The sequence below is a fragment of the Nocardia araoensis NBRC 100135 genome (assembly GCF_000308435.1).
Lineage (GTDB): Bacteria > Actinomycetota > Actinomycetes > Mycobacteriales > Mycobacteriaceae > Nocardia > Nocardia araoensis.
Window position 1 is genome coordinate 16,327 of sequence record NZ_BAFR01000088.1, and the last position, 12,992, is coordinate 29,318.

Genomic DNA, 12,992 nt, shown 5'->3' on the forward strand with positions numbered 1-12,992 from the left:
CGGTACAGGCGCGACGCCGTCGCGCTGTCCCGCCGCCGTGCCGTACGGCGCGGCGGCGGAACCACTCAGTGGCGGATCACTCGCCCGCGGTCGAACTCGTGCCCGCCCCAGACGCCGGATTGTCCGGTGCGCGCGGCGAATTCGCCACAGGCATCCCGGATCGGGCAGCGCGCGCAGACTTCCCTGGCGTAGTCGAAGTCCTGGGACGGGTACGGGAACCAGGCCTCGTGGTTCGGGTCGCCGCGGCAGGCCGCCCGGTGCCACCCTCGGGAATCCGAGAGCGGGAGCAGGTCGGCCAGGGTCGGCTCCGCGACGGCGGTGGTCTCGGTGCGCGTCATCGCGATCTTCTCCTTTCTCGGGTCGTGGTCAGGTCGTGGCGAGGTGCTTCCAGATCCGGCGCTGCTGCCGGATCCGATGGGTGGGGGCCTTGGGCTCCCAGAGCAGGCGCATGCCCGCCTCCTCCGGGGTACGGTCCGCCTTGGCCGTGTTGCACGGCGCGCAGCAGGCCACGAGGTTGCTCCAGGTGTTCGGGCCGCCCCGCGACCGCGGCCGGATGTGGTCCACGGTGCGCGCCCACTCGGCGCAGTAGCCGCACCGGTTCCGGTCGCGGCGCAGCACGCCGGCCAGGGTGGCCCTGCTCTCGTCGTGCACCGGCACGGTGTGCTCGAGGTAGACGTAGCGCAGCAACCGAATGGTCTGCGGCAGGGCGATTTCCACGTGCCGCGACCGGATCGGGAAATGCGGCTCGCGGTCGGCCACGGTCTCCGCGGCGCCTGCGACCAGCAGCACGACGGCCCGGTCGGCCTTGATCTCGTCGAGAGCCTCGTAGGAGGCGTTCAGGACGAGTACCCCGGTGTGTATCCAATTGTCGGCGGTTATCGCCGCCTGATCGGCGGCACGGCGGAACATCATGGGAATCACCATGTTTCGTGCGAGGTCGAGCGAAGAAGGAGAGCGATGCGGCGATCAGCCGAGGACCTGGAGGCGGCTGTCGTCCGGTTCGCCGTGTCGTGCGCGCAACGGCCTGCCGAACGCGTCGCCCGCGGCCGGCGATGGCGCCGCCAGGGTCTTCATTCGCTTACTCGTCTCCGGAATCACTGCCGCCCCTCCTCTCCACTGCTCGGCGACCACCTCGAGACGGTGGCCGGTGTCGAAACACATGGTGGCACAGCGCACCCGCCGTTGTCGGGTCATTTTTCGGCGGCGCTGCGGACGGTCACCCCGGAGTCAGGCCGGTCGCAGTTCGGCCGCGCCGAAGGAGACGTCGAACCGATCGCACCAGATGGCTACGCTGGTCAGCCGGGTCAGGTCGACATCGGCGGGGATGGGGTAGTTCTGGTTGCCCTGGTTGCCTTTGAGCTTGCCCAGATCGGTGTGGCTGCCGTCGTCGAAGACGAACCACCCGTCGCGGCCCTCGCGCACCGGCGCGTCGGTGAGCCAGACGTGCAGGTCGGGGCCGTCGGATGTGTCGAGGTTCTCCAATCGCAGCACTCTGCTGCCGTCGGCCAGCCGCAGGACGGCGACGGTGCCCGCGGTGGCGTGCTCGTGGGAGACGAACGTGCCCTGGGCGATGGTGCGCGGCTGGGATTCGATCCCGCCCGGACCCGGCGCAGGGGGAGCCGACGGCACGGCCTCCTGCACGATGGTGTCGGTGAACAGCCGCCACGGTTGGAACACAGCCAGCCCCGCGCCCAGGCCCACGATCAACAGCACCGCGACGGCCCACGTGATCGGTGATCGAGCGATGGCCCGTGCGGACGCCATGGCTTCTCCTCGGAGTGTCGGAAACTCGCCCCCATCCGATTATGGGGGCGAGTAGGGGTGGTGTTGACGGAAAGGGCGTCATCCGATCGGGGAGTGTCCGAGCTGCACGTGACCCGTGAAGTGGGTCTGCTTGGCCCGGGGCAGCGGATGGAACAGGCAACCGTGCACGTCGCGGTAGCGCATCTCCAGTTCGCATTCGCGCGAATAGCCCAGTCCGCCCACTGTTTCGATGGCCAGACGCACCGTGCGCACCAGTGCGTCCGCCGCGGCGGTCTTACGACTGAGCGTCCGGCTCGCGTAGTGATCGGTGTTGGCGAAGCGCAGGTTCTCCGATCCGGTGAACATGGCGTCGACGAGATCTCCCGCGATGGTGTGCGCGGTGACCATCTCGCCGGCCAACTGGACGGTAGGCGCGTCGGCGCGCCCGGCGGCCAGTGTGGTCGCGAGGTCGACCGCGCTGTCGGCGACACCGAGGTAGGCCGCCATCACCAGCGGCATCGCCGCGCCGATCACGACGTTCAGCAGCGGCGGCCACACTGTCGCCGGGCGGGTCAGCGACACCGCCGCGTCGGGCACGAACACATCCTCGAGCACCACGGTGTGCGAACCGCTGGCCCGCAAACCCACAGTGTCCCAGGTCTTCTCGATGCGGACACCGTCGGCGGCGAACGGAATGGCGCAGTGCAGCACCTGCGGTCCGTCGGGGGCGTCGTCCCAGCGCACGCTGGTCACCAGGACGGTGCCCGCCTCGCATCCGCTGGCCGGCGCCTTGCGCGCGTGCACCCGGTAGCCACCCTCGACCCGCTCGGCGCGGCCGCCCGAGCCGACCCAGTCCGAGGCGCCGGTGCTGATCAGGATCGCGCCCGCGACCACCTTCGCGAACAGCGGTGCGGCGTCGATGCCGTGGTTGTGCCGCCACACCTGAGCGGCGACCAGGTGGGTGTGCATCGCGAAGGCTACCGCGGTGGAGGGGTCGTGGCGGCCGAGTTCGCGCAGGATCGCGCCCATCTCGCGGTGGGTGACCCCGCCGCCGCCGAACTCGGCGGGGACGAGCGCCGCGGACAGCCCGCTCTCGCGCAGCAGGTCGAACGCGGCGAGGGAGATCTCGCCGGAGCGGTCTCGTTCGGCGACCTCGGGTCGCAGGGCTTCGCCGACGCGGCGTGCGCGGGCGATCCAGTCGGTGGTGGTGTCGGTGGGGGCAGGAGCTGTAGTGGTCATGTTTCGAAGTTAGGAACGGCCGCGATAACCGGATAGTGCAGAAAGTGGACCGCCCCGGTCCAGAAACGAGACCGCATTCGCGAGGTGCCATGACGACTTCGACGCCGAGTTACGGCCAGTACTGCCCGATCTCCCGGGCGCTCGACGTGGTGGGCGAGCGCTGGTCGCTGCTGATCCTGCGCGACCTGCTGCTGGGCACCACCCGGTTCAACGACCTCGCGCGCGGCCTGCCCGGCCTGTCGCGCAGCCTGCTCGCCAAACGCCTGCGGCAGTTCGAGCGAGCCGGGCTGGTGGAGAAAATGGTCGGGGAGTACCTGCTCACCGACGCGGGGCGGGAACTGGAGCCGATCCTGTTCGGCCTCGGCGAATGGGGTGCGCGCTGGAGTTTCGGGCCGCCGCGTGACGACGAGCGCGATCCCGCCCTGCTGGTGTGGTGGATGCACACCCGGGTCGACACCTCGTCGTTCCCGGGCCGTCGCCACGTGCTGCAGGTGCGTTTCACCGACGAGGTGCGCCGATTCTGGATCGTGATCGAGGCGGGCGTGCCCTCGGTGTGCGAATCCGATCCCGGCTATCCCGTGGATGTCGCGATCAGCTCCGATGTCGCCTCGCTCTACCAGGTATGGCTGGGGCGGCTGCCGCTGGCGCACGCGCTGCGGACGGGCCGGGTGGCGTTCACCGGCCCGCCCGCGCTCACCCGCCGGATGCCGTCGGTGCTGCGGCTCAGCCCCGTCGCCGGATACGCGGAAACGCCGCACCCGGGTGCGGCCACGCAGCGTGCGTCCTGAACTCCGAGGTCCCGCTCACAGATTCCCCACAACGTGTTCGAGCCGCTGAGCGACCAGCTCGCGGGCCTTCTCACGCAGTGCGGGCCGGTAGCCGCTCGGATACACCGGGTCCCCGGGGGCGTAGTCCTTCAGGACCTCTTTCGCGAGAGTGATCTTGTGTACCTCGGTGGGTCCGTCGGCGATGGCCATCACCTCGGCGTAGCTGAGCATGTCGACGAACGGCAGGTCCTGGCTGACGCCGATCGCGCCGTGCAGATGCAGCGCGCGCTGGGCGATGTCGTGCATGACCTTCGGCATGGCGACCTTGATCGCGGCGATGTCCTTGCGCACCTTCTTGTAGTCCTGCTCCTTGTCGATGCGCCATGCCGTGCGCAGCACCAGCAGCCGGAACTGCTCCATCTCGATCCAGCTGTCGGCGATGCGCTCCTGGGTCATCTGCAACCCGGCCAGCGGGCCGCCGCGCATCGGTCGCGAGACCGCCCGCTCGGCCATCATGTCGAACGCTCTGCGCACCATGGCGACCGTGCGCATCGCATGATGCACCCGCCCACCGCCCAACCGGGTCTGCGCGACGACGAAACCCTGGCCCTCGGCGCCGAGCAGGTGATCGGCGGGAACCCGCACGTCGGTGAACCGCAGGTGGCCCTCGTGCTCGCTGAATCCGGCGACGTGGAAGTTCTTCACGATCTCCAGGCCGGGGGCGCCCGCGGGCACGATGAACATCGACATGCCCTTGTACGGGCTGACGTCGGGGTCGGTCACCACCATCACGATGTGGAAGGCCGCGAACTCCGCGTTGGAGTTGAACCACTTCTCACCGTTGATCACCCACTCGTCGCCGTCGCGCACCGCGCGGGTGCGGAACAGCGTCGGATCCGAACCGCCGGTCGGTTCGGTCATGACGTAGCAGGAACCGATCTCCCCGGCCAGCAGCGGCTCGAGATAGGTCTTCTTCTGCTCCGGTGTGCCGTAGTGAGCGAGGATCTCCGCGTTGCCGGAATCCGGTGCCTGGCAGCCGAATACCGACGGCGCCCACACCGAGGTGCCGAGCACCTCGTTGAGCAGCGCGAGCTTCATCTGCCCGTAGCCGGGGCCGCCCAGTTCCGGTCCGAGGTGGCAGGCCCACAGGCCCTGCTCCTTGACCCGCTCCTGCAACGGCCGCAGCAGCGCCATCGCCTCGCGGTCGGTACGGTCGTACGGATTGGCGTAGAGCAGGTCCAGCGGCTCCACTTCGGTGCGGACGAACTCCGCGGCCCAGTCCAGCTTCCGCTGGTACTCCGGGTCGGTCTCGAAATCCCAAGCCATGATCAGCCTTTCGTGTCCCGCGCGGTGCCGGTCACCACGCCGTCGAGCAAAGTGGTCGCGAGGATGTCGGCGATCTCGCCGGGGGAGCGGTCGCCGTGCGGGCGGTACCAGAACGACACCATGTTCAGCATGCCGAGCACGCTGTTGGTGACCACGTGGTCGTCGGTGCGCAGCAACCCTTCGGCATGACCGGCATCGATGACGCGTTGCCAGCACTGCTGCACTCGGTCGCGCAGGTCTTGCAGTTGCGCGGCGCGCTCGCCGGTGAGCGCGCCGACATCGCGCAGTTGGATGGCGACCTCGCGCTGATGGCGGATGATCAGCCGTACGTGACTGTGGACCATCTTGCGCAGCTTGGTCACCGGATCGCCGGGTCCGTCGGCGATCTGCTCGGCCTCGGCCAGCATGAGCTGGATGTAGTCGCGCAGGATCTGCCAGAGCAGTTCCTCTTTGGAACCGATGTGGTAGTACAGCGCGCCGCGCTGCACGTCGGCCCGCTCGCCGATCTCGGCTACGCCGGTGCCGTGGAAGCCCTGCTCGGCGAACAGGTCGATCGCGGCACGCACGATCCGCGCCCTGGTGTCGCTCGCCGTCGATTCCGCCGCGGGCGGACGGCCCCGCCTGCGGGACGGGGCGGTCATTTCGACGGGTCCAGCGCGATCTTGCCCACCCCGTCGGACCGCTGCGCGAACATCCGGTAGGCGGCGGGTCCGTCGGACATCGGCAGGTGGTGGGTGACCACCGCCTCGGGCCGCAGCCTGCCGCCCGCGGTGAGCTTCAGCAGCGCCGGTAGTTCGTACTGGATCGAGCACAGCCCGATATGGAATTCGAGGTCCTTCACCTGCGCCGCCATCATGTGGAACGGATAGGCGCGGTTGTGGCTCACACCGATCACACTCACCCGGCCACCGTGCCCGACGGCGCTGATCGCCAGCTTGATGGTTTCGTCGGCGCCGACCGCCTCGATCGCGACATCCGCTCCGCCGCGCAGCGTTTCCCGGATCGCCTGCTTCGGATCGTCCGACTCGACCGGCTCCGCGCCGAGATCGGCGGCCCGCTTACGGCGTTCGGCGAGCAGGTCGACGCCGAGCACCCGTGCCGCGCCCATCGCGAACGCGGACTGGACCGCCATGAGACCGACCGGGCCGAGCCCGATCACCACCACGGTGTCACCCGGCGCGACGCGGGCGCGCCGGGCTCCGTACCACGCGGTGGGTGCGTTGTCGGTGAGCACGACGGCGGCGGTGTCGCTCACCTCGTCGGGCAGCTTCGCCAGGTTGCCCGCGGCGTGCGGGACGGCGAGCAACTGGGCCTGGCACCCGGCCAGTGCGCCGCCGAGCCCGTAGCAGGCGTCCACCGGCAGCGGCTGCCGAGCGCACGCGGTGACGATCCCGGCGCGGCACTGCGCGCAGCTGTCGCAGCCGGCCGATGCGGCGACCAGTACACGGTCGCCGACGGAGAACCCGCGGGTGTGCGGCCCGAGTTCCACGATCTCACCGACCGCTTCGTGTCCGACGCCGTAACCGGCGCCCGCGACGAATCCGTGTCCGGCGTAGATGTGCAAGTCGCTGCCGCAGATCCCCGCCGCGGTGACCCGGACGATCGCGCCGTCGGGACCTGGCAGCACGGGATCGGGCCGGTCGCCGTACGAGATCTGCTGCGGCCCTTCGTAGGTCAGCGCTTTCATCGCCAGCCCCCGTCGATCGCGAGGGTGGCGCCGGTGCAGAAGGCCGAGGCCTCGGTGGCGAAGAACAGCGCCGCCCCGACGATCTCCTCCGGCCTACCGACTCGGCGCAGGGCGTTGTGCTTGGTGAGCTCCGCACGTAACTCGTCGGGCCACGCCGTGGCGATGTCGGTTTCGAAAGGCCCGCACTGGATGGTGTTGACCCGCACGTTCGGCGCGAACGTCTGGGCCAGCCCGCCGGTCAGGGCGTTGAGACCCGCCTTGGCCGCCGAATAGGGGACCGCGAAGGGTTCCGGCCTGATCGCCTCGATCGAGGAGATGTTGATGATCGAGCCGCCGCCCTCGCCCGCCATCCGACTGCCGATCAGCGCCGACAGCCGGAACGGCCCTTTCAGGTTCACGCCGATGACCTTGTCGAACAGCGCCTCGGTGACCTGGTCCAGGCTGGGATACAGCGGCGAGAGGCCCGCGTTGTTGACCAGCACGTCCACCCGGCCGAACGCGTCGTAGACGGTCTCCACCAAGGCGTCGCACTGCGACCAGTCGCTGACGTTGCAGGCCACCGGCAGGGCGCGGCGGCCGAAGCGCGCCGTCACCTCCTCGGCCAGTGCGGCGCACCCGTCCAGCTTGCGGCTCGCGATCACCACGTCCGCGCCCGCCTCGGCGAACGCGAGCACCATCTGCTTGCCCAACCCCCGGCTTCCCCCGGTGACGACGACGACCTTGTCGGTGAGTGGCACCTTGACTCCTGCGTGTCCCGAAAATGTTCCGATCAGTACATTAAATCGGCCGCGCGCTACGATCAAGGGGCTGTCCGGCCGACCGCCGACGGCTCACGACCCGCCGGGCGCTCGACCAGCTCGTATCGGCGTGGCGGACGGATTCGGGCACAGGCCCTGGGCGACCCGGCGCGCGGTGACACCGCTACCCGCGGGTAACATGGCACTGTTTTCCCACTCGGCTTTCTCGGAAGTGAGGCAGTAGATGACAGAGCGGATTCAGGTCGGCGGGCTCCAGGTGGCACGCGTTCTCCACGAGTTCGTCGAGAACGAGGCGCTCCCCGGTTCCGGCGTGGATTCCGCCGCGTTCTGGGCCGGCGCCGAGCAGGTCATCAATGATCTCGCTCCGCGCAACCGCGCTCTGCTGGCCGAACGCGACGAGATCCAGGGCAAGGTCGACGCCTGGCACGCGGAGCACCCCGGCGCCAACTACGACAAGGCGGCCTACAAGAACTTCCTGACCGAGATCGGCTACCTGCGGCCCGAGCCCGCCGATTTCCGGATCACCACCCAGAACGTGGACGAGGAGATCGCCGCCACCGCGGGCCCGCAGCTGGTGGTGCCGGTGATGAACGCCCGCTTCGCGATCAACGCCGCCAACGCGCGCTGGGGCTCGCTGTACGACGCGCTCTACGGCACCGACGCCATCTCCGAGGCGGGCGGCGCGGAGAGGGGCACCGGCTACAACAAGGTGCGCGGCGACAAGGTCATCGAGTGGGCGCGCAACTTCCTCGACGACTCGGTCACCCTGATCACCGGTTCGCACATCGGCTCGACGTCCTACAAGATCGTCGACGGCGAGCTCGAGGTCGGCCTGGAGGACGGCACCAGCATCGGCCTGGCCGACGCCTCCCAGCTGGTCGGCTACCTGGGCGACCCGGAGGCGCCGAGCTCGGTCCTGCTGAAGCACAACGGTCTGCACATCGAGATCCAGATCGATCCGCAGTCCCCGATCGGCAGCACCGACACCGCGGGCGTCAAGGACGTCGTGCTGGAGTCCGCGGTCACCACGATCATGGACTTCGAGGACTCGGTCGCCGCGGTGGACGCCGAGGACAAGGTGCTCTGCTACCACAACTGGCTCGGCCTGATGAAGGGCGACCTCGCGGAGAAGGTCAGCAAGGGCGAGAAGACCTTCACCCGCACCATGAACCCCGACCGCGTGTACACCGCGCTGGACGGCGGCGAGCTGGTGCTGCACGGCCGTTCGCTGCTGTTCGTGCGCAACGTCGGTCACCTGATGACCTCGGACGCGATCCTGGACGCCGAGGGCAACGAGGTGCCCGAGGGCATCATGGACGGGCTGATCACCTCGCTGATCGCCAAGCACAGCCTGGCCGACGACGTGCAGCTGAAGAACAGCCGCACCGGCTCGGTCTACATCGTGAAGCCGAAGATGCACGGCCCCGACGAAGTCGCCTTCACCAACGAGCTGTTCGGCCGGATCGAGGACGTGCTCGGCCTGGAGCGCAACACGCTCAAGGTCGGCATCATGGACGAGGAGCGCCGCACCACGGTGAACCTGAAGGCCTGCATCCAGGCCGCCGCCGAGCGAGTGGTGTTCATCAACACCGGCTTCCTCGACCGCACCGGCGACGAGATCCACACCTCCATGGAGGCCGGGCCGATGGTCCGCAAGGCCGACATGAAGTCCCAGCAGTGGATCCTGTCCTACGAGGACTGGAACGTCGACACCGGCCTCGCGGCGGGCCTGCCCGGCAAGGCGCAGATCGGCAAGGGCATGTGGGCCATGCCGGATCTGATGGCCGACATGCTCACCCAGAAGATCGGTCACCCGCGCGCGGGCGCCAACACCGCATGGGTGCCCTCGCCCACCGCCGCCACCCTGCACGCGACGCACTACCACCTGGTCGACGTGTTCAAGCGGCAGCAGGAGATCGCCAAGGGCGGTCGCCGCGCCACCGTCGACGAGATCCTGGAGATCCCGCTGGCCGCCGCGCCGAACTGGACCGACGAGGAGAAGCGCCAGGAGCTGGACAACAACTCGCAGTCCATCCTCGGCTACGTGGTGCGCTGGATCGACCAGGGCGTCGGCTGCTCCAAGGTGCCCGACATCAAGGACGTCGCGCTCATGGAAGACCGTGCCACCCTGCGCATCTCCAGCCAGCTGATGGCCAACTGGCTGCGCCACGGCATCGTCAGCGCCGACGAGGTGGTGGCCAGCCTGGAGCGGATGGCCCCGGTTGTCGACCGGCAGAACGCGGGCGACCCGAACTACCGGGCGATGGCGCCCGACTTCGCGGGCAGCATCGCGTTCCAGGCGGCCAAGGAGCTGATCCTGGAGGGCACCAAGCAGCCCAACGGCTACACCGAGCCGATCCTGCACCGCCGTCGCCGTGAGGCGAAGGCGCTGGCCTGCGTGTAAACCGTACGCGTCGTGAGTCCCCCCGGTCCCGTCGGCCGGGGGGACTCGGGCTTTTGCGGGAGTTTCGACTCTTGTTTATCGGTCCGTTACCCTGGGTGCCGCACGAAATCGTCGATTTGTGAGGAAGATTCATGGGAAGCGTTGTGCTCGACATCGTGGCATTGGTCGTCAATCGCGCGGCGATGTTCTGGAATTGGATGGCCACCGGATCGGCGGGCTTCCCGCCGCTGTGAGCGTGCGGTGCACGATGTGCTTCGAGTAGTGAAAATCCCCTGGTCAGCTGTGCTGGCCGGGGGATTTTCGATTCCGGGCCGGAATGCGGAACGTTCCGAATTGTTGGTTTTCACATCGATGGATCTCGCTGCCCGGTGCGGCCGTGATCGTCGGTCCCGGAATTCGCCGGGCAGCGCCGCCGCGCACTATGCGAACTCGACGCGCGGCCTCCGGAATTGGGCCGTTCGCGGGCTTTCCGCCGCGCCGGCGATGGCTTTCACGTCACACGGGATCATCACTGCCCCGCGGGATTTCGCAGCCGATCCCGCGCGCGGAGCTCACGCCCCTCGTATCTTGAACACGTGAACTCCGCAGGGTCCGTGCGCACACGGTCGCGTATTCCCCGTTGGTTCGTCCTGTGGATGGGGCTCGTGACCGCCTTGGTCGCACTCTGCTGCGCGGCGCTGTTCTGGCAACTCGCCGCGGCGGGCACGTTTCCGACCCTTGTCGTGCTCTGGGCGGTGCTCGGTGTGCTCGGCGGGATCGCCGTCCTGTTCGGACTGCTCGGGCTGCTGCGCTACCGTGCCGTGTTCCACAGCCTCGCCTCGCCCGTGCTCATCGCCGCTCTCGTGGCGCTGACGCTCTACGACGTCCCCGAGGACACCGGCTGGCGCCTCTCCCGCGGAATCCTCGAAGACCAAGCCGTGGACTGTGCGCACCCCGGCCACCGCACCCGGCTCGGCGTCTACACGATCACCTTCATCACGCCCCGCGACGGCGGCTGCCTGTTCTACACCCAATCGGGCGACTCGAATTCGGAAGGCTTCGCCTTCTTCCGCGACCCGGCCACCCCGCCCCACCTCGGCTCACCCGCCATCAACGGCATCGAATACTCCGCCTTCGAAGGCCAGTGGTACCGGTTCGTCGACACTTACTGAGCGCGGTTGCCGAAAATCTCCTCGCGGGTGTTCGCCGTGACGGCGCGGGCGATCCATGCGGTCGGGCGGGCGCCGTCGGCGCAAGCGTTGATCTCGTCGGCCGGGGCCTCTGAGACGCGGATCCGCGGGTGGCGGATCACCATTCGAACGGCAGGGGTCGGCGGGGTTCGATCCACAGTGCTTCGGCGAGTGCGCAGAGCGTTCCATCGGGCCGGGACAAGGCCACGCCGACGGTGTGTTTCCGGCCGTCCGAGGAGATCGGCCACCCGTAGGAGAGGTAGGACTCGCCGGCGCGAACCGGTTCGAACCGCGTGGCGGTGAGGGCGGCGGTGACCGCTCCGGGACGCAGATCGCGCAGCGCCATCGCGGCCCAGCCGCCCGGGCAATCCAGGGCGGCCCAGACGTTCTCGGTGGAGAGGAAGCCATCGGGTCCGGCGAGCGCGGGATGCGGTGTCCAGGCGGAGACGACCATGTCGTGTGTGGGCACGGCCCAAGGTGACAAACGCAGACCACGGCCGGGCGCACAGGCCGCTCCGCAGCCGTAGCAGTGACTCATCTTGCGTAGCACGTCGGCGGTCGCGCTCGCGGCTAGAGCCTGCTCCCAGGTGGGCGCGTGCCGCGGCGTGACCGTGATGGTCGACGCGGACGCTTCGGCGAGTACCGCACCGTCCAGGTCGGTGAGTGATGCGCCGCCGGACGCGTCGGCGGCCAACATCACCGGAGTGTCCACGGGCACTGCGCGGCGGAAGTCGACGCGCACCTGCGTGGCGCCGCTCGCAGCGGCCAGCAGTCCCGCCACGTATCCGCCGAACGCCACACCCGGATAACCGCGCACGTGCGCGGGCACCGTCAACGCATCGGTCCGAATCATCTGCTGCCCAACCTCTCCCGGCCGACGATCATGACCCGGTTCAGCCGACCATACCGTCGTGACGCCGGCGAGCCGTCGCCGGGCCGCCTGCCACCCGGACCTGCCGTCGTAGGTGCCGATGATCTCGCCGGTGGCCCATGGACGGGTTGGGCCGGCGAGCCGCGTGATCACGGGTGCCGGAATATCTCTCGCCCCGAACGCTGTTGTGCCGACATGTGACGAAAGCTGGAACGAACGTACTGATCGTGTACGCCCACCCGAAGCCGGACTCACTCACCGGCGCTCTGAAAGATGTCGCGGTGCAGCAGTTGCGTGCGGACGGGCACGAGGTGCGGATCACCGACCTCTACGCGATGGGCTGGAAGGCCGCCGCCGACACCGACGATTTCGGCGCGGTCTCCGAGACCAACTTCATGCTGGCCTCGGGCGTGGCCTACCGCGCAGGGACGCTGAGTCCCGACATTCGCGCCGAGCAGGAGAAACTGCTGTGGGCCGATGCCGTCGTGCTGCATTTCCCGCTCTGGTGGTTCGGCATGCCCGCGATCATGAAGGGTTGGGTGGATCGGGTGCTCACCTGCGATTTCGCCTACGGAGCCGGGGGCAAGGCGCTGCCCAGATACGGGGCGGGCGTCTTGGCCGGGCGGCGAGCGATGCTGGTGGTCTCGGTCGGAGGCAAGCAGCCGTCCTACTCCGATCGCGGGATCAACGGTCCGGTCGAGGATCTGCTGTTCCCGATCCACCACGGCATCCTCTACTACACCGGCATGGACGTGCTGCCGCCGTTCGTGGTGCACGACACGATCCGGCTCGACGCCGAGCGCTTCGACGAGGTCGCGCACGACCTGCGGCAGCGAATGTCGGAGCTGGCCGAACTGGAGCCGATCCGGTACCGCCCGCAAGGCGGCGGCGACTACGACCGGAGTCTGCGTCTCATAGCCGGTCGGGAAGCCCGAGGAGCGACCGGCTTCGGGTTGCATGTGGCGTCGTAGCGACCCGGTACATCAGGGGAGTGGAGCCGCTCCGCGCTCGGTGAGCAGCATGCCCAT

General features: G+C 68.9%; 13 protein-coding genes. 4 read left to right on the forward strand and 9 right to left on the reverse strand.

Annotated elements, in window-relative coordinates:
- Positions 1-65 precede the first annotated feature (65 nt).
- The 4 genes from ON21_RS11660 to ON21_RS11675 all read right to left on the reverse strand — a co-directional run bounded on the left by ON21_RS11660 (position 66) and on the right by ON21_RS11675 (position 2,982).
- A complete protein-coding gene (locus tag ON21_RS11660; RefSeq protein ID WP_039797837.1) occupies positions 66-338 on the reverse strand; it encodes a WhiB family transcriptional regulator in 273 nt (90 codons plus the stop codon).
- A 28-nt stretch (positions 339-366) separates the two neighbouring features.
- Positions 367-912 carry an HNH endonuclease gene (locus ON21_RS11665; RefSeq protein WP_039797850.1) on the reverse strand — a complete coding sequence of 182 codons (546 nt, stop codon included), beginning with the start codon at positions 910-912 and terminating at the stop codon, positions 367-369.
- 315 nt (positions 913-1,227) lie between these two features.
- Positions 1,228-1,764, reverse strand: a complete 537-nt coding sequence (locus tag ON21_RS11670; protein ID WP_039797838.1) for a DM13 domain-containing protein — start codon at positions 1,762-1,764, stop codon at positions 1,228-1,230.
- 78 nt (positions 1,765-1,842) lie between these two features.
- Positions 1,843-2,982 (reverse strand): acyl-CoA dehydrogenase family protein, encoded by a 1,140-nt coding sequence (locus ON21_RS11675; RefSeq protein WP_039797839.1) that lies wholly within the window; start codon positions 2,980-2,982, stop codon positions 1,843-1,845.
- Between the two features lie 89 nt (positions 2,983-3,071).
- On the opposite strand from ON21_RS11675, the gene ON21_RS11680 reads away from it, so the two are divergent.
- Entirely contained in the window at positions 3,072-3,770 is a 699-nt protein-coding gene (locus tag ON21_RS11680) for a winged helix-turn-helix transcriptional regulator (protein WP_039797840.1), read from the forward strand.
- A 15-nt stretch (positions 3,771-3,785) separates the two neighbouring features.
- Here ON21_RS11680 and ON21_RS11685 read toward each other — a convergent pair whose 3' ends face one another.
- From ON21_RS11685 to ON21_RS11700, 4 genes are read right to left on the reverse strand one after another with little or no spacing between them, the layout of a single operon-like run.
- Positions 3,786-5,075: an acyl-CoA dehydrogenase family protein gene (locus ON21_RS11685; protein ID WP_039797841.1), complete on the reverse strand. Its 1,290-nt coding sequence runs from the start codon at positions 5,073-5,075 to the stop codon at positions 3,786-3,788.
- Between the two features lie 2 nt (positions 5,076-5,077).
- Positions 5,078-5,716 carry a TetR/AcrR family transcriptional regulator gene (locus ON21_RS11690; RefSeq protein WP_039797842.1) on the reverse strand — a complete coding sequence of 213 codons (639 nt, stop codon included), beginning with the start codon at positions 5,714-5,716 and terminating at the stop codon, positions 5,078-5,080.
- Entirely contained in the window at positions 5,713-6,762 is a 1,050-nt protein-coding gene (locus tag ON21_RS11695; protein ID WP_039797843.1) for a zinc-binding dehydrogenase, read from the reverse strand. Before ON21_RS11695 ends, ON21_RS11690 begins: the two co-directional genes overlap by 4 nt.
- Entirely contained in the window at positions 6,759-7,499 is a 741-nt protein-coding gene (locus ON21_RS11700) for an SDR family NAD(P)-dependent oxidoreductase (RefSeq protein WP_039797844.1), read from the reverse strand. The genes ON21_RS11695 and ON21_RS11700 overlap by 4 nt, the downstream gene beginning before the upstream one ends.
- 244 nt (positions 7,500-7,743) lie before the next feature.
- On the opposite strand from ON21_RS11700, the gene ON21_RS11705 reads away from it, so the two are divergent.
- Positions 7,744-9,924: a malate synthase G gene (locus tag ON21_RS11705; RefSeq protein WP_039797845.1), complete on the forward strand. Its 2,181-nt coding sequence runs from the start codon at positions 7,744-7,746 to the stop codon at positions 9,922-9,924.
- A 644-nt stretch (positions 9,925-10,568) separates the two neighbouring features.
- Positions 10,569-11,075 carry a hypothetical protein gene (locus ON21_RS35790; protein ID WP_157170800.1) on the forward strand — a complete coding sequence of 169 codons (507 nt, stop codon included), beginning with the start codon at positions 10,569-10,571 and terminating at the stop codon, positions 11,073-11,075.
- Positions 11,076-11,211: 136 nt separating this feature from the next.
- On the opposite strand, the gene ON21_RS11715 is transcribed toward ON21_RS35790, so the two are convergent.
- On the reverse strand, positions 11,212-11,946 hold the full coding sequence (locus tag ON21_RS11715) for a PaaI family thioesterase (RefSeq protein ID WP_039797846.1): 735 nt from the start codon (positions 11,944-11,946) through the stop codon (positions 11,212-11,214).
- Positions 11,947-12,161: 215 nt separating this feature from the next.
- Between ON21_RS11715 and ON21_RS11720 the strand changes: the two genes are divergently transcribed.
- The gene (locus ON21_RS11720; RefSeq protein ID WP_218004071.1) at positions 12,162-12,935 is read left to right on the forward strand and encodes an NAD(P)H-dependent oxidoreductase; all 774 of its coding nucleotides are present in this window, start codon (positions 12,162-12,164) and stop codon (positions 12,933-12,935) included.
- Positions 12,936-12,992: the final 57 nt, after the last annotated feature.